This is a genomic window from Acidovorax sp. LjRoot118 (genome assembly GCF_964253575.1).
Classification (GTDB): domain Bacteria; phylum Pseudomonadota; class Gammaproteobacteria; order Burkholderiales; family Burkholderiaceae_C; genus Acidovorax.
Window position 1 is genome coordinate 1,569,805 of the sequence record NZ_CAXURB020000001.1, and the last position, 24,222, is coordinate 1,594,026.

22 protein-coding genes and 1 tRNA gene are annotated in these 24,222 nt (G+C 68.8%); 15 read left to right on the forward strand and 8 right to left on the reverse strand.

Annotation, left to right across the window (positions count from 1 at the left end; genetic code table 11):
- Window positions 1–62: 62 nt before the first annotated feature.
- From hutH to ACSQ9E_RS07355, 10 genes are all read left to right on the forward strand, one after another.
- Window positions 63–1,646, forward strand: a complete 1,584-nt coding sequence (hutH, locus tag ACSQ9E_RS07310; protein WP_436217309.1) for a histidine ammonia-lyase — start codon at window positions 63–65, stop codon at window positions 1,644–1,646.
- Between the two features lie 51 nt (window positions 1,647–1,697).
- Complete coding sequence (gene hutU / locus ACSQ9E_RS07315) at window positions 1,698–3,419, forward strand: urocanate hydratase (protein ID WP_057269689.1); 1,722 nt, start codon at window positions 1,698–1,700, stop codon at window positions 3,417–3,419.
- A 56-nt stretch (window positions 3,420–3,475) separates the two neighbouring features.
- Window positions 3,476–4,210: an IclR family transcriptional regulator gene (locus ACSQ9E_RS07320; protein ID WP_436217310.1), complete on the forward strand. Its 735-nt coding sequence runs from the start codon at window positions 3,476–3,478 to the stop codon at window positions 4,208–4,210.
- 87 nt (window positions 4,211–4,297) lie between these two features.
- Window positions 4,298–4,873 (forward strand): HutD/Ves family protein, encoded by a 576-nt coding sequence (locus ACSQ9E_RS07325; protein WP_057203818.1) that lies wholly within the window; start codon window positions 4,298–4,300, stop codon window positions 4,871–4,873.
- A gap of 9 nt (window positions 4,874–4,882) precedes the next feature.
- Window positions 4,883–6,145: an imidazolonepropionase gene (gene hutI / locus ACSQ9E_RS07330; RefSeq protein WP_436217311.1), complete on the forward strand. Its 1,263-nt coding sequence runs from the start codon at window positions 4,883–4,885 to the stop codon at window positions 6,143–6,145.
- Between the two features lie 4 nt (window positions 6,146–6,149).
- Window positions 6,150–7,541, forward strand: coding sequence for an FAD-binding oxidoreductase (locus tag ACSQ9E_RS07335; protein ID WP_436217312.1), 1,392 nt, complete (start codon window positions 6,150–6,152; stop codon window positions 7,539–7,541).
- Window positions 7,538–8,674: a histidinol-phosphate transaminase gene (locus ACSQ9E_RS07340; protein ID WP_436217313.1), complete on the forward strand. Its 1,137-nt coding sequence runs from the start codon at window positions 7,538–7,540 to the stop codon at window positions 8,672–8,674. Before ACSQ9E_RS07335 ends, ACSQ9E_RS07340 begins: the two co-directional genes overlap by 4 nt.
- Window positions 8,671–10,059 carry a formimidoylglutamate deiminase gene (locus ACSQ9E_RS07345; RefSeq protein WP_436217314.1) on the forward strand — a complete coding sequence of 463 codons (1,389 nt, stop codon included), beginning with the start codon at window positions 8,671–8,673 and terminating at the stop codon, window positions 10,057–10,059. Before ACSQ9E_RS07340 ends, ACSQ9E_RS07345 begins: the two co-directional genes overlap by 4 nt.
- Before the next feature lie 34 nt (window positions 10,060–10,093).
- Complete coding sequence (gene hutG / locus ACSQ9E_RS07350) at window positions 10,094–10,912, forward strand: N-formylglutamate deformylase (protein WP_436217315.1); 819 nt, start codon at window positions 10,094–10,096, stop codon at window positions 10,910–10,912.
- Window positions 10,913–11,037: 125 nt separating this feature from the next.
- Window positions 11,038–11,247, forward strand: a complete 210-nt coding sequence (locus ACSQ9E_RS07355) for a hypothetical protein (protein WP_057203812.1) — start codon at window positions 11,038–11,040, stop codon at window positions 11,245–11,247.
- Between the two features lie 88 nt (window positions 11,248–11,335).
- Here the strand turns inward: ACSQ9E_RS07355 and asd are convergent, their stop codons facing one another.
- From asd to ACSQ9E_RS07395, 8 genes are all read right to left on the reverse strand, one after another.
- Complete coding sequence (asd, locus tag ACSQ9E_RS07360) at window positions 11,336–12,187, reverse strand: archaetidylserine decarboxylase (protein ID WP_436217316.1); 852 nt, start codon at window positions 12,185–12,187, stop codon at window positions 11,336–11,338.
- A 52-nt stretch (window positions 12,188–12,239) separates the two neighbouring features.
- The gene (locus tag ACSQ9E_RS07365; RefSeq protein WP_057203810.1) at window positions 12,240–13,454 is read right to left on the reverse strand and encodes a hypothetical protein; all 1,215 of its coding nucleotides are present in this window, start codon (window positions 13,452–13,454) and stop codon (window positions 12,240–12,242) included.
- A gap of 82 nt (window positions 13,455–13,536) precedes the next feature.
- Window positions 13,537–14,262, reverse strand: a complete 726-nt coding sequence (locus ACSQ9E_RS07370; protein ID WP_436217317.1) for an ABC transporter ATP-binding protein — start codon at window positions 14,260–14,262, stop codon at window positions 13,537–13,539.
- Between the two features lies 1 nt (window position 14,263).
- Window positions 14,264–15,043: an ABC transporter ATP-binding protein gene (locus ACSQ9E_RS07375; protein ID WP_436217318.1), complete on the reverse strand. Its 780-nt coding sequence runs from the start codon at window positions 15,041–15,043 to the stop codon at window positions 14,264–14,266.
- A complete protein-coding gene (locus ACSQ9E_RS07380; protein ID WP_436217319.1) occupies window positions 15,036–16,028 on the reverse strand; it encodes a branched-chain amino acid ABC transporter permease in 993 nt (330 codons plus the stop codon). The genes ACSQ9E_RS07375 and ACSQ9E_RS07380 overlap by 8 nt, the downstream gene beginning before the upstream one ends.
- Before the next feature lie 46 nt (window positions 16,029–16,074).
- On the reverse strand, window positions 16,075–16,938 hold the full coding sequence (locus ACSQ9E_RS07385; RefSeq protein ID WP_436217320.1) for a branched-chain amino acid ABC transporter permease: 864 nt from the start codon (window positions 16,936–16,938) through the stop codon (window positions 16,075–16,077).
- 27 nt (window positions 16,939–16,965) lie between these two features.
- The gene (locus tag ACSQ9E_RS07390) at window positions 16,966–17,604 is read right to left on the reverse strand and encodes a LysE family translocator (protein WP_436217321.1); all 639 of its coding nucleotides are present in this window, start codon (window positions 17,602–17,604) and stop codon (window positions 16,966–16,968) included.
- Between the two features lie 155 nt (window positions 17,605–17,759).
- The gene (locus ACSQ9E_RS07395) at window positions 17,760–18,947 is read right to left on the reverse strand and encodes an ABC transporter substrate-binding protein (protein ID WP_436217322.1); all 1,188 of its coding nucleotides are present in this window, start codon (window positions 18,945–18,947) and stop codon (window positions 17,760–17,762) included.
- Between the two features lie 351 nt (window positions 18,948–19,298).
- Here ACSQ9E_RS07395 and ACSQ9E_RS07400 point away from each other — a divergent pair, with 351 nt between their 5' ends.
- From ACSQ9E_RS07400 to ACSQ9E_RS07420, 5 genes are all read left to right on the forward strand, one after another.
- Entirely contained in the window at window positions 19,299–20,528 is a 1,230-nt protein-coding gene (locus ACSQ9E_RS07400; RefSeq protein WP_436217323.1) for an HPP family protein, read from the forward strand.
- Window positions 20,529–20,931: 403 nt separating this feature from the next.
- Window positions 20,932–21,180 carry a translation initiation factor IF-1 gene (gene infA / locus ACSQ9E_RS07405; RefSeq protein ID WP_007856902.1) on the forward strand — a complete coding sequence of 83 codons (249 nt, stop codon included), beginning with the start codon at window positions 20,932–20,934 and terminating at the stop codon, window positions 21,178–21,180.
- Between the two features lie 239 nt (window positions 21,181–21,419).
- Window positions 21,420–21,496 (forward strand) — tRNA-Pro (locus ACSQ9E_RS07410).
- A gap of 400 nt (window positions 21,497–21,896) precedes the next feature.
- Window positions 21,897–22,727: a translesion DNA synthesis-associated protein ImuA gene (gene imuA, locus ACSQ9E_RS07415; protein WP_436217324.1), complete on the forward strand. Its 831-nt coding sequence runs from the start codon at window positions 21,897–21,899 to the stop codon at window positions 22,725–22,727.
- On the forward strand, window positions 22,687–24,210 hold the full coding sequence (locus ACSQ9E_RS07420; protein ID WP_436217325.1) for a Y-family DNA polymerase: 1,524 nt from the start codon (window positions 22,687–22,689) through the stop codon (window positions 24,208–24,210). Before imuA ends, ACSQ9E_RS07420 begins: the two co-directional genes overlap by 41 nt.
- The last annotated feature ends 12 nt before the right edge of the window (window positions 24,211–24,222 follow it).

Here is a 24,222-nt window from a genome sequence, read left to right on the forward strand (position 1 = left end):
CAGCCAGACGGCGGCATCCCGTTTTTTTCGCTCATGCCAACTTGTATATACAGGATTAACCAATGACCACTGCAACCTCTGTATCCCCAAGCACCCTGCTGCTGCGCCCCGGACAGGTGAGCCTGGCCGAGCTGCGCCGCCTGAGCGCCGGTGGCCTGCGCCTGGCGCTCGACCCTGCGGCCCTGGCCGGCATGCAGGCCTCCGAAGCCACCGTGCAGCGCATCGTGGACGAAGACCAAGTGGTCTACGGCATCAACACCGGCTTCGGCAAGCTTGCCAGCACCAAGATCGCCCATGACCGCCTGGCCGAGCTGCAGCGCAACCTGGTGCTCTCGCACAGCGTGGGCACGGGCGAGTCGCTGCCCGATCCGGTGGTGCGCATGGTGCTGGCCACCAAGGCCGTGAGCCTGGCGCGCGGCCACTCGGGCGTGCGCCCGGCACTGGTCGATGCCTTGCTGGCGCTGGCCAATGCCGACGTGCTGCCCGTGATCCCGGCCAAGGGCTCGGTCGGCGCCTCGGGCGACCTGGCGCCGCTGGCCCACATGGCCTGCGTGCTCATCGGCGAAGGCCAGGCCAAGGTCAACGGCCAGGTGGTCTCCGGCCGCGAAGCCATGGCCGCCGTGGGCCTCGATCCCTTCGTGCTCGGCCCCAAGGAAGGTTTGGCGCTGCTCAACGGCACGCAGGTGTCCACCGCGCTGGCGCTGGCCGGCCTGTTCGGGGCCGAGAGCGTGCTGGCCGGCGGCCTGGTGTCGGGTGCGCTGTCGCTCGAAGCCATCAAGGGTTCGGTCAAGCCGTTCGATGCTCGCATCCACGAGGCGCGCGGCCAGGCCGGGCAGATCGCCGTGGCGGCCGCCGTGCGCGGGCTGCTCGAAGGCAGCGAGATCGATCCCTCGCACCCGAACTGCGGCCGGGTGCAAGACCCGTACTCCATCCGCTGCGTGCCCCAGGTGATGGGCGCGTGCCTCGATAACCTCACCCACGCCGCGCGCGTGCTGCGCATCGAGGCGAATGCCGCGTCCGACAACCCGCTGGTGTTCACCGACACGGGCGAGGTGATCTCGGGCGGCAACTTCCACGCCGAACCCGTGGCCTTCGCGGCGGACATCATTGCGCTGGCCGTGTCGGAGATCGGAGCCATCTCCGAGCGCCGCATGGCGCTGCTGCTGGACACCGGTCTGTCCGGCCTGCCGGCCTTTTTGATCCGCGACAGCGGCGTGAACTCGGGCTTCATGATCGCCCAGGTCACCGCCGCCGCGCTGGCGGCCGAGAACCAGTGCCTGGCCCACCCGAGCAGCGTCACCAGCCTGCCCACCTCGGCCAACCAGGAGGACCATGTGTCCATGGCCACCTACGGCGCACGCCGCCTCGGTGACATGGTGCGCAACACCGCCGTCATCGTCGGCATCGAGGCCATGGCCGCCGCGCAGGGCATCGACTTCGAGCGCGTGCCGGCACCGGGCGCCGCAGCAGCCCCCTGGCTCAAGAGTTCCGCGCTCATCGAAGCGCAACTCGCCGCCATCCGCCAGCGCGTGGCCTTCCTGGAGCAGGACCGCTACCTGGCACCCGACATCGAAGCCATGCGCCTGTGGGCGCTCGAATCCGCCTGGCCTGCGCCCCTGACCCAGTGCCTGCCCAGCCACGCCTGAGCTTGTCCATTCACCCGTTTTCTTCGCACCCACGTTGACCAGGAGATCACCATGAACGCCAACGACGCCATCCTGTCCGCCACCTCCGCCGATCCTCGCCACGATCCCACGCGCGTGATCCGCGCGCCGCGCGGCACCGAACTCACCTGCAAGAACTGGCTCATCGAAGCGGCTTACCGCATGATCCAGAACAACCTGGACCCCGAGGTGGCCGAGCGCCCGCAGGACCTGGTGGTCTACGGCGGCATCGGCCGTGCGGCGCGCAACTGGGAGTGCTTCGACCAGATCCTGGCCTCGCTCAAGGACCTGAACGATGACGAGACCCTGCTCGTGCAGTCGGGCAAGCCCGTGGGCGTGTTCAAGACCCATGCCAACGCGCCGCGCGTGCTGCTGGCCAACTCCAACCTGGTGCCCAAGTGGGCCACCTGGGAGCATTTCAGCGAACTCGACCAGAAGGGCCTGTTCATGTACGGCCAGATGACCGCCGGCAGCTGGATCTACATCGGCAGCCAGGGCATCGTGCAGGGCACGTTCGAGACCTTCGTCGAGGCCGGCCGCCAGCACTACGGCAACAGCCTGGCAGGCAAGTGGATCCTCACGGCCGGCCTGGGCGGCATGGGTGGCGCGCAGCCGTTGGCCGCCACGCTGGCCGGTGCCGTGTCGCTCAACATCGAGTGCCAGCAAAGCAGCATCGACTTTCGCCTGCGCACCCGCTACGTGGACAAGCAGGCCAAGGACATCGACGACGCCATCGCCCTCATCGAGCACCACACGGAGCGCAAGGAAGCCGTCTCCATCGCGCTGCTGGGCAATGCCGCCGACGTGCTGCCCGAACTGGTGCGCCGCGCCCAGGCCGGCGGCATCAAGCCCGACCTGGTGACCGATCAGACCTCGGCCCACGACCTGGTCAACGGCTACCTGCCCAGCGGCTGGACCGTGCCCGAGTGGCAGGCCGCCATGAAGGACCCTGCGCGCCACGCGGCCCTCACTGCCGCTGCCGCCCAGAGCTGCGCCGTGCACGTGCAGGCCATGCTCGACTTCCAGTCCATGGGCGTGCCCACGGTGGACTACGGCAACAACATCCGCCAGGTGGCGTTCGATCAGGGCGTGAAGAACGCCTTCGACTTCCCGGGCTTTGTGCCGGCCTACATCCGACCCCTGTTCTGCGAAGGCAAGGGTCCGTTCCGCTGGGTCGCGCTTTCGGGCGACCCGGAAGACATCTACAAGACCGACGCCAAGATCAAGGAGCTGTTCCCGAACAACACCCACACCCACCGCTGGCTGGACATGGCGCGCGAGCGCATCAGCTTCCAGGGCCTGCCAGCGCGCATCTGCTGGCTGGGCCTGGGCGAGCGCCACATCGCCGGCCTGGCCTTCAACGAGATGGTGAAGAACGGCGAGCTCAAGGCCCCCATCGTGATCGGCCGCGACCACCTGGATACCGGCTCGGTGGCCAGCCCCAACCGCGAGACCGAGAGCATGAAGGACGGCACCGACGCCGTGAGCGACTGGCCGCTGCTCAACGCGCTGCTCAACACTGCGGGCGGTGCCACCTGGGTCAGCCTGCACCACGGCGGCGGCGTGGGCATGGGCTACTCGCAGCATTCGGGCATGGTCATCGTCGCCGACGGTACCGATGCCGCGGCCGAGCGCCTGGCGCGCGTGCTGGTCAACGACAGCGGCAGCGGCGTGATGCGCCACGCCGATGCAGGCTACGACCTGGCCGTGGCCACTGCCAAGAAGCAGGGCCTCAAATTGCCCATGGTGCGCTGAGCGCAGGCCATACAGCATCCGCACCAAGGCCCTGAGACATGCCCAAGGACGCGCCAATGCTTCCCGCCGTGCCCACGGCCGACCGGGTGCTGCAGGTGCTGGCCGTGCTGGCCCAGCAGGGCAAGTCCATGCCTGCGGCCGAACTCATGGAGCGCACGGGCCTAGCGCGCAGCACGCTGTACCGCCAGCTCGCGCGGCTCAAGCGCTGGGGCTTCGTGCTCGAAAGCGATGGCTGCTATGCCCCTGGGCCGCTGAGCCTGCAACTGGCGCTGGGGTTCGACCTGGCCTCGCACCTGGTGCGCCAGGCCCGGCCCGACATGGTGGAGCTGGCCCAGCAATCGCAGGAGAGCGTGGGCCTGATCGTCGCCGTGAACGACCAGGCCATCTGCCTGGACATGGTGGAGAGCCAGCATTCGCTGCGCTGCTCTTTCGAGAAGGGGCGCAGCGTGCCCTTGCGCGCAGGGGCCTCGGCCAAGTGCGTATTGGCCCACCTGCCCGAGGCGGTGCGCGCTGCCGTGCTCGATAGCCAATGGGGCGCAGGCACGCCCGAGCGCGATGCCGCGCAGCGCGAGAGCGATGCCATCCGCAAGGCGGGCTTTGCCATGACCGCCGGCGAGGTGGACCCCGGCGTCTGGGGCTGCAGCGTGCCCCTGTTCGGCGCCTCGCGCCAGTCTGTGGGTGCCATCACGCTGATGGCACCCATCGTGCGTGCCAGCGGCCAGGAAGAAGCCCTGATCCGTATGGCCGTGGTGGCCGCCGCGCGCATCTCGCGCCAACTGGTTCTGCATTGACTGACAACGACGACAAGTGATTTTTCCGATGACCGCCTCACTCCCCGTAGCCTTGCTGTTCCCCATCCCTGGGCAGGAGGCCTGAACATGGTCCAGTTCTTCGACCTGGCCTGTACCCCCAGCGTGCCCTGGAAGAACGGTGGCGGCAGCACCCGCGAGCTGGCCTGCTGGCCGCAGGGCGCGGGCATGGATGGCTTCGAGTGGCGCGTGAGCGTGGCCACGATTGCCGCAGCGGGCCCGTTCTCGGCCTTTCCGGGGGTGGACCGGCAGATCATGCTGCTCGACGGCGACGGGGTGCACCTGCGCTCGAACGACGGCCAGCTGGACCACGACCTCGATCAGCCCTGGCAGCCGCTGGCCTTCAAGGGCGACGTCGCCGTGGACTGCGACATGCTGGGCGGACCGTCGACTGATTTCAACCTCATGGTGCGCCGGGGCCGCTGGCATGGCGGCTTGCAGGTGACCCGCCATGCGCGTGTGGCAGGGCGCACGCGCGCCGGCCTGTGCATGGTGCTGCGCGGGCGCTGGCGTTGCGGTGAAGAGGTGCTGGAGCCCGGCCAGGGGCTGTGGTGGAGCGATGGCACCGCAGAAAATGCGCTGGAGCCTTTGGATGCCGATCCCGCATTGGCCTGGATCGACCTGGATATGGAACCCTCCGACTGACTTTTGCCCATGACACCCACCACCATCCCCACCCCTCAAAGCCATCCTTCGGCCGATGGCATCTGGATCGGCATGCGCCCGGCCCCCGAGCTGTGCATAGCCGATGTGCCTGTTCCCCAGGGTGCCACCACCTGCGTGGTGGTGCAGGGCGGAACCGTGCAATGGGTGGGGCCGCAGGACGCATGGCCCGCCGCCTGGAATGCCCTGCCGCGCTTTGACGCGCGGGGCGCCCTGGCCACACCAGGCCTGGTGGATTGCCATACCCACCTGGTCTATGGCGGCCAGCGTGCCAACGAATTCGCCATGCGCCTGGCGGGCGCCACCTACGAAGAGGTGGCCCGGGCCGGCGGCGGCATCGTCTCGTCGGTGCGCGCCACCCGCGAGGCCAGCGAGGATGAACTTTTCGCCCTGGCCTTGCCGCGCCTGCAGGCGCTGCTGGACGAGGGTGTCTGCGCCATCGAGATCAAGTCGGGCTACGGCCTGGCACTGGAGCACGAGCGCAAGCAGCTGCGCGTGGCGCGCCGCCTGGGCGAGGCGCTGGGCGTGGCCGTGCGCACCACCTTCCTGGGCGCGCATGCGCTGCCGCCCGAGTACGCGGGCCGCAGCCAGGACTACACCGACCTGGTCTGCAACGAGATGCTGCCCGCGCTGGCCGCCGAGGGCCTGGTGGACGCGGTGGACGTGTTCTGCGAACGCATCGCCTTCACGCTGGCCGAGACGGAGCAGGTCTTTCAGGCCGCGCGCGCGCTGGGCATTCCGGTCAAGCTGCACGCCGAGCAGCTCTCGGACATGGGCGGGGCCGCGCTGGCCGCGCGCTACGGTGCGCTCTCGTGCGATCACATCGAGCACCTCTCGCAGGCAGGGATCGATGCCATGAAACAGGCGGGCACCGTGGCCGTGCTGCTGCCCGGCGCGTACTACACCCTGCGCGACACGCACCTGCCGCCCGTCGCCGCGCTGCGCGAGGCCGGCGTGCCCATGGCCGTGTCCACCGACCACAACCCCGGCACCTCGCCCGCGCTGAGCCTGCTGCTCATGGCCAACATGGCCTGCACGCTGTTCCGCCTGACGGTGCCCGAGGCGCTGGCCGGCATCACCACCCATGGTGCGCGCGCGCTGGGCCTGCAGGACACGCATGGCCTCATCGCATCGGGCCGTCCGGCCAATTTCGTGCTCTGGCCGTTTGCCGATGCGGCGGAGCTGGCCTACTGGTTCGGCCACAAGCCCGCGCGCACCATCGTGCGCCAGGGGCGCATCGTGAAAGGGGCCTGAGCCCATGGCTACCCACAGCGAATTCCTGGCAGCGCTGGTCGATGCGCTCGGCGCCGACCGCGTGCAGGTGGGCGCTGCCGTGCCCCCGCGCCACCACACCGACTGGAGCGGCACCGCCCCCGTGCCACCGCTGGCGCTGGTGCGCCCGCGCAGCACAGAGGAGGTCTCGGCCCTGCTGCGCCTGTGCCATGCCCACCGCGTGCCCGTGGTGCCGCAGGGCGGCCTCACGGGGCTGGCCGGGGCGGCCGTGCCCTGTGCGGGCGGGGTGGCGCTGTCGCTGGACCGCATGAACGCCATCGAGGCGGTGGATGCACGCTCTGCCACGCTCACCGTGCAGGCCGGTGCCACCGTGCAGGCGGTGCAGGAGGCCGCGCTCGCCGTGGGCCTGCAGTTCGGCGTGGACTTCGGTGCGCGCGGTTCGGCCCAGGTGGGCGGGGCCGTGTCCACCAATGCCGGCGGCAACGGCGTGCTGCAGCACGGCATGGTGCGCGAGCAGGTGCTGGGCCTGGAGGTGGTGCTGGCCGACGGCACGCTGCTGCCCATGCTGCGGCCCATGCTCAAGAACAACACGGGCTACGACCTCAAGCAGTGGTTCATCGGCGCCGAGGGCACGCTGGGTGTGGTCACGCGCGCGCTGCTGCGCCTGCGGCCCTTGCCGCGCTTCAAGGCGACCGCGCTGGTGGCGCTGCCGGATTTCGATGCGGCGCTGGCGCTGCTGGCCCGGCTGCAGGGTCGCTTTCCGGGCGCGCTGTCGGCCTTCGAACTCATGTGGCGCGATTTCGTCGAGGCCTCGCTGCGCTGGCAGACGCTGCGCGAGCCGTTCGAGGCGCCGCACCCGTTTGCTGCGCTCATCGACGTCGGCGGCCAGGACGAAGCCGGTTTGCGCGACGCACTGGAAGAAGTGCTCGGCGAGGCCATGGAGGCGGGCGAGGCGATTGATGCCGCCATCGCCCAGTCGCAGGCCCAGGCGCAAGCCTTGTGGAAGATCCGCGAGGCCACGGCCGAGCTGCCCGCGCACATGCACCCCCCAATCAACTTCGACGTGAGCCTGCCGCAGGCCGACATCGGCCGTTTCGCCGAGGAATGCCGTGCCGCGCTGTCCGCACGCTGGCCTGGTCACCTTACCGTGTTCTTCGGCCATATCGGTGACGGCAACCTGCACCTGTCCACCGACGCCTCCACCGTGGGCGGTGACGAGGCTGCGGTCGAGGCACTGGTGTACGCCCAGGTGGCGGCCTTTGGCGGCAGCGTCTCTGCCGAGCATGGCATCGGCCTGCACAAGAAGCCCTACCTCCAAGCCAGCCGCACCCCGGCGGAGCTGGCCGCCATGCGCGCCATCAAGCAGGCGCTGGACCCCCTCCATCTCATGAACCCCGGCAAGGTATTCGACCTATGAACGCTGCTGTTGTCTCCGCCACCCTGGCCCTGGCCCGCCCCGAGGTACCCCCGCTGCCCGCCTACAACGCCGGCCTCTCGTCAGAGGCCGTGCGCCAGCGCTATGGCGTGACCGAGATCGCGCGCCTGGCCAGCAACGAGAACCCCTATGGCGCCAGCCCCGCCGTGGCGCGCGCGCTGGTGGACCTGGCGGCGCGCGTGGGCACCTACCCCGACGCGAACTGCACCGCGCTGCGCGCCGCCATCGCGGCGCGCACGGGCGTGGCGCCCGAGGGCATCGTCGTCGGCAATGGCTCCGAAGACATCCTGCAGATGCTGTGCCAGTCCTTTCTGTCGCAGGGCGACCGGGTGCTGGCCCAACGCCCGGCCTTCGGCCTGCACGAGATCTACCCGCGCATGATGGGCGCGCAGGTCGAACTGCTGGCGCTCACGCCCGAACTCGGCTTCGACGTGGATGCCTGGTGCGCCGCCCTGGCGCGCGGCCCCAAGATCGCCATGCTGGCCAACCCCTCCAACCCCGTGGGCTGCATGTTCACGGCGCAGGAATTCGAGCGCCTGCTTGCGGCCACGCCCGCGCACACGCTGCTGGTGGTGGACGAGGCCTACTACGAGTACGCCTGCCATGCGCAGAGCTACCCCGACGTGCTGGCCCTGCTGCGTGGCCGTGCCGCGCCATGGATCGTGCTGCGCACCTTCTCCAAGGCCTGGGGCCTGGCGGGCCTGCGCGTGGGCTACGGCCTGGCCAGCGACGCGGCCCTGGTGCAATTGCTCGACCGCGTGCGTACGCCCTTCAACGTGAACCACGCGGCCCAGGCTGCGGCGCTGGCGGCCTGGGGCGACGAGGCCTTCATGCGCCAGAGCGTGGCCGAGACCGTGCGCCTGCGCGGCGTGTTGCTGGGGCGCCTGCAGGCCTTGGCGGGCGTTCGCATTGCGCCTTCGGCCACCAACTTCCTGTTCCTGGACATCGGCCGGCCCAATGGCCCGGTGAACGAGGCCCTGCTGGCCCGCGGCCTCATCACCAAGCCCTGGAAGGAGCTGGGCTTCGAGACCTTCATCCGCGTCTCCATCGGTACGGAGGCGGAGAACACGCGTTTCGCCGACGCGCTCGCCACCATCCTGGAGGTGGCTGCATGAGCGCCAACACCATGCTGTTTGCCGAACACGCACTGCTGTCCGATGGCTGGGCCCGCGACGTGCTGCTGCAGTGGGACACTGCGGGCCGGCTGCAGTCCGTGACACCGGGCAGTGCGGCCGGCGCCGCACCGCGTGCGCTGGGGCCTGTGGTGCCAGGCATGCCCAACCTGCATTCGCACGCCTTCCAGCGCGCCTTCGCGGGCCTCACCGAGTACCGCGGAGAAAGCCAGGACAGCTTCTGGAGCTGGCGCAACCTCATGTACCGCTTTGCGGCGCAGATCACGCCCGAGTCGCTGGAGGCCATTGCCACCTGGCTCTACGTGGAGATGCTGGAGGCCGGTTACACCTCGGTTTGCGAATTCCACTACGTGCACCACGACCGGGATGGCCGGCCCTATGCCGACGACGCCACGCTGTCGCTGGCGCTGCTGCGCGCGGCGCGCAATGCGGGCATTGGCATCACCTTGCTGCCGGTGCTCTACCAGACCAGCGGCTTTGGCGCCAGGCCGCCGCGTGCGGACCAGGCCCGCTTCATCCGCAGCACCGACAACATGCTGGCGCTGCTGGAGCGCCTGGCCCCCTTGGCGAAGGCGCAGGGTGCTGGCCTGGGCCTGGCGCCGCACTCGCTGCGTGCCGTGCCGTCCGACAGCCTGGCTGCTGCCGTGCACGGCCTCACCGCCATCGATGCCCACGCCCCCATTCACATCCACATCGCCGAGCAGACCCAGGAGGTGGACGACTGCCTGGCCTGGAGCGGCCAGCGCCCCGTGCAGTGGCTGCTGGACAACGTGGCGGTGGATGCCCGCTGGTGCCTGGTGCATGCCACGCACATGACGCCGCAGGAGTACGCGGATGCGGCGAGCAGCGGCGCGGTGGCCGGCATCTGTCCGACCACCGAGGCCAACCTGGGCGACGGCATCTTCGACATGCCACTCTGGCAGGGCCATGGCGGTGCCTGGGGTGTGGGCTCGGACAGCCATGCCTGCGTGAATGCGGCCGAGGAATTGCTGATGCTGGAGTACAGCCAGCGCCTGTCGCTGCGCCAGCGCAATGTGCTGGCCAGCGCGGCGCAGCCCCAGGTAGGCACCGCCATGTGGCTCGCGTCCGTGCAGGGTGGGGCGCAGGCATCGGGCCGCCCTGTGGCGGGCCTGGCCGTGGGCCAGCAGGCCGATTTCGCGGTGCTGGACCCGGCGCACATTGCGCTGGCCGGGCTGCCTGTGGAATCCATGCTCTCGGCCCATGTGTTCGGCAGCCACCGCACGAGTGCGCTGCAGCAGTTGTGGGTGGGCGGCGTGCAGCGGGTTGCCGCCGGCCGCCATGCCTTGCATGAGAGTGCGGCTGCTGCCTTTGCCAAGGCCCGTGCGGCAACCATCGCGCCACAATGAAGAATTCTGAAAAGCGTCCCTTGAAACCCACGCCATGACCGTCACCACCCAACCCGCCTTCACCTTCCACCAGGGCACCGCGCCGCTGCTGATTTCCATGCCGCATGTGGGCACCTACGTGCCACCGGCCATCGCCGCGCGCTTCACCGACGAATGCCGCCAAGTGCCCGACACCGACTGGCACCTGGAGCGCCTGTACGATTTTGCGAAAGGCATGGGCGCATCCATCCTCGTGGCCACGCATTCGCGCTACGTGGTGGACCTGAACCGCCCGCCCGATGGCGCCAGCCTCTACCCGGGCCAGAGCGTCACCGGCCTGTGCCCGGTGGACACCTTCGACGACACGCCCATCTACACCCGGGGCGACGTGCCCGACGACACCGAGGTGGCGGCGCGCCGCGATGCCATCTGGGCGCCGTACCACGCGCAGCTGCGCGCCGAACTCGATCGCATCCGTGCTGCCCATGGCGTGGCCGTGCTGTGGGATGCGCATTCGATCCGCTCGGTGCTGCCGCGCTTCTTCGAAGGCAAGCTGCCCGACCTGAACCTGGGCACGGCCAATGGCGAGAGCTGCGACCCAGCGCTGGCGCAGGAGCTGCTGGCCATTGCGCAGGCCGCACCCGGCTACGCCGCCGTGCTCAACGGCCGCTTCAAGGGCGGACACATCACGCGCCACTACGGCCAGCCCGCGCAGAACGTGCATGCGGTGCAGCTGGAGATGACGCAGTGCAGCTACATGCAGGAAGCCCTGCCTTTCGACTACCTGCCCGAGGTGGCGGCCGGCGTGCAGCCGCACCTGAAACGCATGCTGGAGGCGGCGCTGGCCTTTGCGCAGGCGCGCGCCAAGGGCTGAGCTGCGCAGCTTTACCGCCGACAGGGCCGTTGTTGAACGGGTATAGGTGCTACCATGGGCCGAGCGGTCCTCGCAGGGCCGCAGGTGCGCCCCTTGGCCACCATTGCGGAAGGAGCCGCACCCTCGTGGACCCAGCGGCCTATTACTACATGCCCTTGTTCAAGCCCGGCGCCTTCGTGCACCTGGGGTTGAGCCGCGAGACGGTGAGCCACATCGTGGTGCGCCGCGACGCCATGATGGTCTACCTTGTGGGGCACGAATCGCCTGTGCATCCCGATGCACTTCGGCTGGCGCCCACGGCCTTCCATCTCGCGCGCGTTCCAGACAGGATCTGAAAAGCACTGCCCGGATTGCTTTGCGTCCCGGTGCAGCCGCAGGAGGCGGCAGCTCTGGGGGCAAGCCAGGCACGCCTGCGCGGAGGCATTATTCCATTGGGTACTGCGCCATGGCCTCGCCCAGGCGCACGGGACGCGCCGGAGCCCATTCGGCGTTGAACTGGAACGGCCCCTTGGGGAACAGCATCGCCACGGTGGAGCCGAGCAGGAAACGGCCCATTTCCTCGCCCTTTTGCAGCGACACCTGGCCGGCCGGGTAGTCCCAGTGGCGCAGCACGCCGGTGCGCGGCGGGTTCACCTGGCCATGCCAGACGGTGGCCATGCTGCCCACGATGGTCGCGCCCACCAGCACCAGCACGAAGGGCCCGTGGGCCGAATCGAAGAAGCACACCACGCGCTCGTTGCGCGCGAACAGGCCGGGCACGCCGCGCGCCGTGGTCGGGTTCACCGAAAACAGGTCGCCGGGCACATGCACCATGCGCGTGAGCTGGCCTGCGCAGGGCATGTGGATGCGGTGGTAATCGCGCGGGCTCAGGTACAGGGTGGCGAAGTAGCCATCGTCAAAGCGCGCAGCCAGCGACGAATCGCCGCCCACCAGTGCCGTGGTGGAGTATGAATGGCCCTTGGCCTGGAAGATCTGGTCCTTCTGGATGGGGCCGAACTGGCTGATGGCACCGTCCACGGGGCAGACCAGGTCGGCATCGGCCAGGGGTCGCGCGCCGGGCTGCAGGGCCCTGGTGAAGAAGTCGTTGAACGAGGCATAGGCCGCGATGTCCGGATTGGCCGCCTCCGCCATGTTCACCTGGTAGTGGGACACGAAGCCGCGGATGACTGCGGTGGTCAGTCCCCCCAGGCGGGCCGAGGCGAATTTTCCCGCCAGGGCGGTCATGGCCTGCTTGGGCATCAGGTACTGGGGGAGAACGGCGAGGCTGTCAGACACTGTGGGAACATCCTTGGAAAGGGGTGCGGGCCATTCTACTGATGGCGGGCGCTCAAAAATGTAGGTATGCAGCCTGTTGTGCGGGCTGTGTTGGCCAAGTAGCGGGGCGCGGTGCCCAGTCCTCGGATGCCTGCACCAGGGCGCCGACGAAACTGCCCAGGTCGATGCCCAGTGCGCTGGCCGCAGCCTCGGCGCCTGCATCGCCGCGGCGGGCGCTGGTTGCGAACCGGCTGAATGCGGGCCAGTCGCGCGCCAACTGCTCTACCGCGATGCGGGCGAGGTCATACGACAGCGCGTTGCCATCGTCCGTGCGGTGGAACGAGTCGCCCGACCAGAACTCCTGCACGCGCTCGGCATTCCAGAATGCCAGGTGGCGCTGGTGCATGGCCTGCGGCGTCTGGGCAGGGCGGCGCGCGCCTGTCAGGCGGTGCTCGGTGTTCACGGCCAAGCCTTCATCGAGCCAGGTGGGCAGGCGCAGGTACGACAGGGCGCTGTGCGTGAGCTCGTGCGCGATCACGGGCTCGATGGTGGACAGGTCGGCCTGCACCACCACGAAGTGCGGGCAGCCGTTGTGGATGAACATGCCGCCGCTGAAGGCGAACTCCCCGCCATCGGGGTAGAACTGGCCCACGTAGTGGTAGTAGAGCTCTTCGCTCTCGAGCACCAGCAGCACGCTTTTCTCGCCTGGGTTGAAGCGGGCCACGCCATCGAGCACGCGCGCGATGCGCTGGCGCGTTTTGGTGACGTAGCCCGCCATGGCCTGTGCCACTGGCGGCTCCAGAGGGGACAGGATGTGCACGTCCGCGCTCTCGTGCAGGTGCATGTGCGGGCCAATCGCATCGCGCAGGTGCAGCAGCCAGGCGCGGCGGCCCAGGGCGATGGCCTCTGTGGTGGCTTCGGGGGTGGGGGCTTGTCCGGCCCAGTGGTCGAGTGCCTGCCAGTCCATCAGGGGCAGGCCGGCGGGGGCGCTCAGGTGGTCCCGCACGGTGAAGGGTTCGAGGCCGGCCATGCGCAGCACCTGCGGCGCCGGGGGCTGTTCGCCGCCCTGGACCGGCAAGGCCAATGCTGCAGGCCGTGAATCCTCTGGCGGCGCAAACTGGTAGCGCGCCATGAACGCGCCGAGGAAGGGCAGGATCCAGATGCCCATCACCATCAGCGCCTTGCGGTTGCCGAACTCGTGGCTGCGCAGCACGCGCCGCGTGGCCCAGACGTTGGTCAGCACCAGGGCGGCAAGGAGCAACAGGAAGACGGCGAGGGCAGGGGACATGGACAGCTTGGCGGGGCGGGTGGACCGCCGGATGCTAAGGCAAGACGAGACGGGTCCCGCGCACCGGGAGAGGGCGGTTGTGTCAAACGCCCAGGTGCTGCTCCAGCAACTGCGGCTGGGAGCACAGGGTCTCTGAGCTGCCCTCGAACACCACCTGGCCCTTGACCAGGATGACGTTGCGGTCGGTGATCTGGGTGACGTGCTTCCAGTTCTTGTCGACGATCACGCTGCTGATGCCGCTGGCCTTGATGAGGCTGCAGATGCGCCAGATCTCGCGCGCGATCAGCGGGGCCAGGCCCTCGGTGGCCTCGTCGAGGATGAGCACGTCGGGATTCGTCATCAGCGCGCGGCCGATGGTCAGCATCTGCTGCTCGCCGCCGCTGAGCTGCTGTCCGCCGTGGCCCAGGCGCTCCTTGAGGCGCGGAAAGGTCTCCAGCACGCGCTCGTAGGTCCAGTCGCGCTGGCCGCGCGTGCCGGCGCGGGCGGCCATCTGCAGATTTTCGACCACGCTCAGGTTGCCGAAGATGCCGCGCCCCTCGGGCACATAGGCGATCCCCAAGCGTGCCACCTCGTAGGGTGGTCGGCCCGTGGTGTCGTGCCCGGCCACGGCCACGCTGCCCGAGCGCGGCTTGACCAAGCCCATGAGCGACTTGAGCAGCGTGCTCTTGCCCATGCCGTTGCGGCCCATGAGGCCGATGGTCTCGGCCTGGCCCACGGTGAAGTCCACCCCGTGCAGGATGTGGCTGGCGCCGTAGAAGGTGTTGAGGCCGCGGGCCTCGATGAGGGGAGTGTTTTGCTGCTGTGCCATGTCAGTGTTCCTCACCCAGGTAGGCGGCCTGCACGTTGGCGTCGGCGCGCACTTCGGGCGGCGTGCCGCTGGCGATGGCCTCGCCGTTGACCATCACCGTCAGATGGTCGGCCAGGGCGAACACGGCGTCCATGTCGTGCTCCACCAGCATCATCGCGTGGCCCGGCTTGATGCGCAGCAGCAACTGCACCATGCGCTCGGCCTCGGCCACGCCCATGCCGGCCAGGGGCTCGTCGAGCAGCAGCACCTGGGGTTCGGTGGCCAGGGTCATGGCGATCTCGAGCTGGCGCTGCTCGCCGTGGCTCATGGTGCCGGCCACGGCATCGCGCCGCGCCTGCAGGCCTGCCAGTTCGATGGCCCGGTCCACGCGTTCGCTGCTGGCGCGGTTGTACGGACCCTGGTCGCGCGTGTCGCGCCACCAGCGCAGCGGGTTCCAGGGCTGCTGCGGGTCGCGCGACTGGGCGGCCAGGCGCACGTTCTCGTGCACGGTGAAGGGCAGAAAGATGTTGGTCTTCTGGTAGCTGCGGCCCAGGCCCTGGCGCGAGATGCGCTCGGGCGCCCAGCCCGTCACCTCGGTGGCACCCAGCCGTATCTGGCCGGCCGTAGGGGGCAGGTCGCCCGAGAGCAGGTTGGTCAGCGTGGACTTGCCCGCGCCGTTGGGCCCGATCACCGCATGGATACGGCCGCGCCACAGGTCCACCGAGACGCCGTTGACGGCGGCCAGGCCGCCGAAGCGCTTGGTGATCTTGTGGGCCGACAGCAGGACTTCGTGCTCAGCCATGGTCCGTGCCTCCCTTGGCTGCGCGCAGGCGCACCAGCATGCCCAGCAGCCCGCGCGGCGCCACCAGCACCACCAGCACGATGAAGCTGCCCATGAGCAACTGCCAGTGCTTGGTGATGTCCTTGAACACGTGCAGCAAATATTCGAACGCGAAGGCGCCGACGATGGCCCCCGCGAAATTGCCCATGCCACCCAGAATGACCATCATGATGGCGTGCGCGCTCATGTGAAAGCCCATGAGCTCGGGGTTCACATAGCCCGTCTGCGCCCCCCACAGGTAGCCAGCCAGGCCCGCCAGCGCACCGGCCACGGTGAAGGCCGTGAGCTTGTAGCCCTGGGTGGAAAAGCCCATGGCGCGCATGCGGTGCTCGTTGACGCGGATGCCCGCCAGCGCCCGGCCCAGGGGGCTCCACAGCAGGCGGCGCAGCCCCGCGTAGACCAGCACCACCAGCGCCAGCGTGAAGTAGTAGAAGGTGCGGCGCCCTTCCAGGTCGAACGGCAGCCAGCCGAACACCGAGGCATCGGGGCGCAGGTTGATGTAGATGCCGTCCGAGCCGCCCAGGATCTTGTTGTCGAAGAACAGGTAGAACACCATCTGCGCGAACGCCATGGTCACCATGATGAAGTAGATGCCGTGCGTGCGCACCACGAAGAAGCCGATGAACAGCGCCACCAGGGCCGAGCCCGCCACCGCGGCCGGCAGCGACCACCACAGGCTCACCGGCGCATCGGCCGGGGTCAGGAAGGCCAGCGCATAGCCCGCCACGCCGAAGTAGGCCGCATGGCCCAGCGAGACCAGGCCGGTCACGCCCTGCAGCAGATCAAGGCTCATCGCGAAGATGGCCATGATCATCATGCGCGTGACCATCTGCACATAGAAGTCGCTGCCCACGAACGGAAACGCCAGCAGCGCCACCAGCCCGAGCAGCAGCACGAACTGCACGCTGCGCGGCAGCACCTCCAGGTTGGTGCGGGGGGCGCTCATGCGGGCCTCCGGGGGGCTGGCAGGGCAAGGATCACAGGAACGACTGTCATTGTTTGAAAAGACCTTCGGGTTTCCACAGCAGCACGGCTGCCATCAGCATGTAGACCAGCATGCCGGCCACGGAGGGCAGCAGCACCTTGCCGAAGGTGTCCACCAGGCCCACCAGCAGCGCCGCGATCAGGGCCCCGCGCACCGAGCCGATGCCGCCGATGACGACCACCACGAAGCACATGATGAGCACCGAGGAGCCCATGTTCGGGTAGACGCTGGAGACCGGCGCCGCCACCATGCCGGCCATGGCCGCCAGGCCCACGCCCAGCGCGAACACGATGGCGTGGATGAGCTTGATGTTCACGCCCAGCGACTCGGCCATGTCACGGTTGAAGGCGCCGGCGCGGATCTTCATGCCCAGCCGGGTCTTGGAGATCAGGAGGTACAGGCCGATGGCCAGCACGATGCACACGCCCGAGATGAACAGGCGGTACACCGGGTAGGACAGGGTGTCGGTGAGCGGGATCGACCAGTCCAGCAGTTGGGGGATGGCCACGCCGTGCACGTCGTCGCCCCAGAGGATGGAGCGCAGCTCCTCGAAGATGTAGATCAGCCCGAAGGTGAGCAGCACCTGGTCCAGGTGGTCGCGCTGGTAGAAGTGGCGAAACAGCAGCCACTCGAGCGCCAGCCCGAAGGCCACGGCCAGCACCGCGCCGCCCAATATGGCCAGCGTGAGGCTGCCGAAATAGCCCGACAGCGAGTACGCCAGGTAGGCGCCCAGCATGTAGAAGCTGCCGTGCGCCAGGTTCACCACGCCCATGATCCCGAAGATCAGCGTGAGGCCGGCCGCCAGCATGAACAGCAGCAGACCGTACTGCACGCCGTTGAGCAACTGTATCAGGAAGGTGGCGAAGTCCATGGCGTGCGGCAGGTGGATATGGCGGGGTCAGGCCGCGCGGCGCGTGGCCAGCAGCAGGGTGCCCATCAGGGTGAACAGACCGCCCGAGATGCGGTTGAACCAGCGCATGCGGTTGCCCGAGCGCAGGGCCGGGGCCAGGCGCGCCACGCCCAAAGCGCACAGAGTGAGCACCGTGAACTCGAACGCCACGAAGGTCGCGGCCAGGATGGCGAACTGCGGCGCGAAGGAGAGCGTGGGGTTCAGGAACTGCGGGAAGAAGGCCGTGAAGAACAGGATGGCCTTGGGGTTGCTGCCGCCCACGATCAGGCCCTGCACGAACAGCCGGTGCGCGGGCACGGCGGGCGCTGCGGTGGCGCCCTCGGGCATCTGGTCGAACACCGTGCTCTTGCTGCGGAAGGTCTTGATACCGAGCCAGATCAGGTAGGCGGCGCCCGCCGCCTTGAGCACCCAGAACGCGGTCTCGGACGCTGCCAGCAGGGCGCCCAGGCCCAGGGCCGACAGCAGCATGGTGCCGAGCACGGCCGTCAGGCTACCGGCGGCGGCCACGATGGCCTTGCGCGGGCCGTGCTGCAGCGAAGTGGTCATGCACATCAGCATGGTCGGGCCGGGCGAGAGCACCAGCAAGGCCACGGCGGCCAGGTAGAGCAAGTAGGTACTGAGTGTCATGGAAGAGGGTGATCCAAGGGGGGTGGCCGCAAGGTCCGGGCGCACGAAGGACTGGCCTGCCGCGTTGGCAGGCGCTGCCATTGTGTCAAAACCAGCAGGGCCAGCGCTCCGCCCGGCAGGCCTGGGCCCGCCGCTGCGCCAGGTGTGTAGTGGCCTTAGGCCATGCGGCAGCCGGCGCCGCTGTCGGAGAGAGCCTTGGCAGCCACGCCGACGACCTTGTTTTCCTTGTTCTCGACCACGCGCAGGTAGATGTCTTGCACCGGGTTGTGGGCCTTGCTCATGGTCCACTTGCCGCGTGGGCTGTCGATCACGGCGCTCTCCAGCGCCTTGTACAGCACCGGCTTGGCGGCCAGGTCGCCCTTGACGGCGTTGGCGCCCTGCACCAGCAGCAGGCCGGTGTCATAGCCCTGCACGGCGTACACGTCGGGCTGGCTGCGGAAGGCCTTGGCGTATTCCAGTCGGAACTGCTTGTTGCGCGGCGTGTCCAGCGAATCGCTGTAGTGCATGGTGGTGATGATGCCGTCGGCCGCAGGGCCGGCCGCATCGAGCACGCCTTCGGTCAGGAAGCCCGAGCCGTACAGCGGGATCTTGTCCTTGAGGCCGGCCGCTGCATAGTCCTTGATGAACTTGGCGGCGCCGCCACCGGCGAAGAAGCAGGCCACGGCATCGGGCTTGAGCGCGGCGATCTCGGTCAGCAGCGCCTGGAACTCCACGTTCGGGAAGGGCAGGCCCAGTTCCTTGACGATGGTGCCGCCGGCCGCGGTGTAGCTCTGCTTGAAGCCTTCGAAGGCCTCTTCGCCCGCGGCGTACTTCCAGGTGATCCAGACGGCCTTCTTGTGGCCCTTGTCCACCATCGCCTTGCCCAGGGCCAGCGTGGGCTGGGAGTTGCTGAACGAGGTGCGGAACACATTGGGCGCGCACAGCCCACGGGTGGCGGCATGCACGCCGGCGTTGGGGATCAGGTTGAGCACGCCGGTGTCGCGCGCCACCTTCTGGATGCCCATCTGCACGCCCGAGTGCACGGTGCCGATCAGCACGTCCACCTTGTCGCGCTGCACCAGCTTGCTGGCGTTTTCGACGCCCTTGCTGGGCTCGGACTCATCGTCCACCTTGAACCACTCGATCTCGCGCCCGCCGAGCTTGCCGCCCTGCTGGTCGATGGCCATGCGCACGCCGTTCTCGATGGCCACGCCCAGTTGGGCAAAGGTGCCGGTGTAGGGGAGCATGAAACCCACGCGCACCTTGCCGCTCTGGGCGCGCACGATTGAGGGCAGCAGCAGGCCGGTGGATGCGGCGCCGACGAGGGCTGCGCTGCGGCTGATGACAAGGCGGCGAGTGGTCATGGGGAGTGTCTCCTTTGTTTAGGCTTAAAGTAATTTAACTCCAAGCCCCCGTGTGAAAACCTATGGCTTACCCGTACCGGCGCTGGCAGCTGGCGTCCTTCATGGGCTCGCGGGCGTATTCCATGAGGGCCTTGTTTTCAGACCCTCCATGGCGACAATGAGTGTGAAGTAAACTGCATTCAATGCGGTGTACATGCAGTATAGAGCATGTTTTTAGGACTGTGTGCAGCGGTTTGGGGGCGAACGCTAGGTAGTTTCGAGCATAGTCCACACCTTTGCCCACCTTGGCAGCAGCGGGTTTGCACCCGGTTGGTGCGCGGCAAATCGCCACCCGGCACAATGGCCGGCTGCATGTCTGCACCACCCCCGTCCTCCATCCCCCCATCTCCGGCGCCAGCGCCCGATCCCACTTCTTCGTCCGCTCCGCGCGCGGCGGCACGGTTGCCGCCTCGCGTGCGCATCGTGCGCTGGCTGCGCCATTTCTGGCCGGCCCCGCTGGGCATCGATGGCCGCGAACGCCTGCGCTTCATCGTGGGTGCCGTGCTGGGCATCTTCCTGACGGCGGTGCTCAGCCGCTGGTGGGCGGGCGGCGGCCATGCCCATGGGCCCTGGATGCTGGGCGCGCTGGGGGCCAGTGCCGTACTGGTGTTCGGCATGCCGTCGAGCCCTCTGGCCCAGCCCTGGCCGGTGCTGGGCGGCAGCACCTTGTCGGCGATGGTGGGGGCGGTGTGTGCCGCACTGGTGCCCGACCCGGCGCTGGCCGGTGCGCTGGCGGTGGGCCTTGCCATTGCGCTCATGGTGCCGCTGCGCTGCCTGCACCCGCCCGGTGGTTCCATGGCGCTGTACGTGGTGCTCACGGCGGGCGACGGCCTGCACCTGGCGGCGTTTCCTGTTCTCTTCAATGTGCTGGTGCTGTTGTTGGCGGGTGTGGTCTACAACAGCCTCACCGGGCGCAGCTACCCGCATCCGCAGCAATCGCCTGCGCGCACCGCCGTGGCCAAGGGCGCCTTTGCCGCATCGGACGTGGATGCGGCGCTGGCGCACTACAACCAGGTGCTGGACGTGAGCCGCGCCGACCTGGAAGGCCTGCTGCAACTGGCGGGCCGCGCGGCCTTCCAGCGCACGCTGGGCGAGGTGCGCTGCGCGGACATCATGTCCCGGCCGGCCATGGCGGTGGAGCAGGGCATCTCCCTCAAGGATGCGTGGACCCTGATGCGCAGCGAGAAGATCAAGGCCCTGCCCGTGGTGGATGCGGGCCGGCAGGTGCTTGGCATCGTCACGGTGGCCGATTTCATGCGCCTGGCCAACCTCGACCTGCACGAGGGCCTGGGCCAGCGCCTGCGCGCCCTCGTCAAGGGCCGCAGCGGCCAGCCCGCCAGCGTGGGCGAGATCATGTCGCACCCCGTGCAGGTGGCCCGGGTGGGCCAGCATGCCATGGACCTGGTGCCCCTGTTCTCGCAGGGCGGGCACCACCACATCCCCATCGTCGACGAGGGCGGGTACCTGGTGGGCATCATCACCCAGACCGACCTGGTGCGCACCCTGGCGGTGGCCGTGCAGGGCCAGGATACGGCTGCTTGAAGGGGCTCTGGGGGCCGCTGGAGAGGCTCTGGTGCCGTCCCGCGACACCGCTGCGCCACGTCCCATAGGCAAGCCCCGGTACATCGCGGTACAATCGACAGGCTATGCACAGCGCTCTGCCTGTCCATTGATACGGATTTGCCTTTAACCGTGTAGCGTCGTTGGTTCGCCTTGCCGTGCTACAGCACTGTCTGCGGCTCCCGCTTGACTACACGGTCAAATGCAAATCCGTATGAAGCCGTCTCCCCGGCCCTCTGCCTGATCTGCGCCCCGGGTGCAGCGACTCCCACCGCCCGCAATGCACCGTGTGTCGAGCCCGACCACGCTGCATAGGCCGTGGTGGATGCCCCAGCGTTCAGGCGCCGATCACCAGATTTTTTGATTTTTGAAAAGACAAGAGAACATGGCCAAAGAAGAACTGATTGAAATGCAAGGCTCCGTGACCGAAGTGCTGCCCGACTCGCGCTTTCGCGTGACGCTGGACAACGGTCACCAGCTGATTGCCTACACCGGCGGCAAGATGCGCAAGCACCACATCCGCATCCTGGCGGGCGACAAGGTCTCCCTGGAAATGTCGCCTTACGACCTCTCCAAGGGCCGCATCACCTTCCGCCACCTGGCCGGCCGCGGCCCAGGCCCGTCGAGCCGTTGATTGCCTGCCGCCATGCGGCCACGCAGGTGGCCGTGCGCTGGTGGCTGCTGGTTCGCCTTTGTGAGTTTCCCGTTGGTTGTTGATTGATTGAGTTTCCCCCATCGCCGCAGTTTGCATCGCCCTGGATGCATGACAGCACTGCCGATGGAACCCTGGTCCGATGCAGTCGCTGCAAAAAATTCAAAAAAAGCGCGCATTTGGTCAGAACCCGAAATTTCCCGGGTTAGAATACGAGCTGTCGGAGCGTAGCGCAGCCTGGTAGCGCATCTGCTTTGGGAGCAGAGGGTCGCGAGTTCGAATCCCGCCGCTCCGACCATTATTGGCAGGGCCTGCAGAAGCAATTCTGCAGGCCTTTTGTCATTTCCGGGCCGCCATTGCACGCAAGCGTGTTCGCGCTGACGCTGCAAGCGAGGGTGCAACGGCTTGCCATTGCTTATCTCCCCCGCATCATCCTTTCCCCCGAGTTTTCTGCCGTGGTGGGCCATGAAGCCCGCGCAGCCTGGGCCAGAGCTCTGGCGGGTGCCAATGACCTGCAGGAATGCTCTGAAAAGCCACCACGTGGCCCGGAATCGGGTACGATAACTGGATGAAAACACAGTATTCGGCTTTCATCCCGGGCTCCATGCACAGGCATGCCCTGACCAGGGCCCTGGTGCGTCCGCAGCGGTTTTCCGCCGTCGCCTGACCTCTGCGCATGTCCCTCATTTGCCCCTCTCATGTCCGCCGTCCCCCTCCGTTCCCTGGCTGCCAGCGCACCGCCGCGCCTGGCAGGCGTGTGGCTGGCCGACCAACTGGGCACGTCCAGTGCGGCGCGGGTGCAGTCCACGGGGCATGCAGGGCTCGATGCGCAGTTGCCGGGCGGGGGCTGGCCTGTGGGCGCCATGACCGAGGTGCTGCAGCCGGCGGCGGGCCTGCATGTGTGGCGACTGGTGCTGCCAGCCCTGGCCCAGGCCACGGCCGCGCGGCCGGGGGCCGTGGTGCTGGTGGCGCCGCCCTATGAACCGTTTGCACCGGCCCTGCGTGCGGGTGGGTTGGATGCGGCGCGGCTGTGCCGCGTGCAGACCACCTCTGCAGCGCAGGCCCTGTGGGCGGCAGAGCAGGCGCTGCGCTGCCGCGACGTGCAGGCGGTGCTGGCCTGGCTGCCCCAGGCGGCACCCGAATCGCTGAGGCGGCTGCAGCTGGCGGCTGCGCAGATGGGGCAGCTGCTGTGGGTGTTCCGCCCGGCCAGGGCGCGCCAGCAGGCCTCTCCCGCGCCGCTGCGGTTGTGGGTCGAGGCCGTCGATGGCTCGGGTGGCGCGCAGATGCAGGTGCAGGTGCTCAAGCGCCGTGGGCCGCCCATGGAGCAGCCCCTGGCGCTGCCTGCCAGCCATGCGGCGCTGGCCCGGGTGCTGGCCGCGTCGGCAGCACGCGGGGAGGGGCGGCGCGCCCCACAGCAGCCAGCCCGGCCTGCCGTGGTGCTGCCATTGGCGGCGTGGCGGGATCGCCTGCCAGGAGGAGGTGTGCAGCATGCACTGGATCGCATGGCCGTTGCCGCCAACCCCCACTGACAGCCATACCGACCCTGGCGTGGCATTGCTGTCGGCCACAGCCGGGCCGCGCCAGCCCTTGCCGCAGGCCCCGCATGCGCTCTGGTGGGCGCTGCAGTTCACGCCGCGCGTGGCGAGCGTGGAGGGCGAGGCTTTGTTGCTGGAGGTCTCGGCCACCGAACGCCTGTGGGGCGGGCGCGAGGCACTGTTGGCACAACTGCAGCTGCGCAGCCCGCCATGGCCCGCCGAACCGCCCGCGGCAACGGGCAACCCATCGCATGGACCTGTGCCGCAGGAATGCCCTGCCGCCAGATGCCCAACCCCTTTTGCCGAGGCGCCCACCTCGCTGCAGGCCCTGGCCCTGCTGCGCCTGCAGCTGGCAGGCCAGCCCCTGCCCAGGCACCTGCCCGATGGCCTGCCGCTGCATACCCTGACGGCGCTGCACCCGCACCTGCCCAGCCTGGCACGCATGGGCTGCCGCACCTGGGGCGCCTTGCGCGCGCTGCCGCGCGACGGCGTGGCCCGGCGTCTGGGCGCGGCCGTGCTGCTGGCGCTGGACCGGGCTTACGGCCATATCGCCCACAACCACGCCTGGGTGGAGTTGCCCGAGCGTTTCGAGTTGACGGCCGAGCTGCCCGCGCTCGCCACCTCGGCCGACGCCTTGCTGTGGTCTGCCAGCCGCCTGCTCTCTGCCCTGCAGGCCTGGCTGCAGGCGCGCCAGCAGGGCGTGCTGGCGCTGGAGCTGGCCTGGCGGCACGACCTGCGCCGGGTCGATGGCGTGCCCATTGCCCCCTGGCATGCACTGCCCGTGCGCACCGCCCAGCCCACGCACGAACTGGCCCACCTGCGCCGCCTGCTGGCCGAGAACCTGGCGCGCACGCCCCTGGCTGCGCCGGCCAACCAGATCACGCTGCGCGCGCTGGAGACCGCGCCCTTGCCCCATGCCAGTGCCCACCTGCTGCCGCCCGACGGATCGTCGGCCGCCGGTGACCAGGAGGGCGAGGCCTGGCACCAACTGGTCGAGCGCCTCTCCGCCCGCCTGGGGGCCGGGCAGGTGCAGTCCGTCACCCTGCTCGCAGACCACCGGCCCGAATGCATGCAGCGCTGGCAGCCCATGGCGAGCACGGCGTCGGGGACCGCTGTGGCCAAGGTGCCGCACGCAGCGCATGCGCCCGAGGCCGTGCTGTGGCCCACCTGGCTGCTGCGCACCCCGCAGCGCCTGGACATGCGGGGCCACCGGCCGTGCTACCAGGGCCCGCTGAGCCTGCTGGCCGGGCCGCACCGCTTCGATGCCGCCTGGTGGGAGGAGGGGGCCTGCGCCCAACCAACAGGTGAGAACGATGGCAGCCAGCCTCCGGAAAGCCGCAGCGGACTGGTGCAGCGCGACTACTTCGTGGCCCTGAGCCCTGTGGCCGGACGCGTCTGGATCTTTCGCGAACGGCTGGCGCATGCGCCTGCGGGGGCGTCGCGCGACCGCTGGTTCCTGCAAGGCCTGTATGCGTGATGGAAACCCACC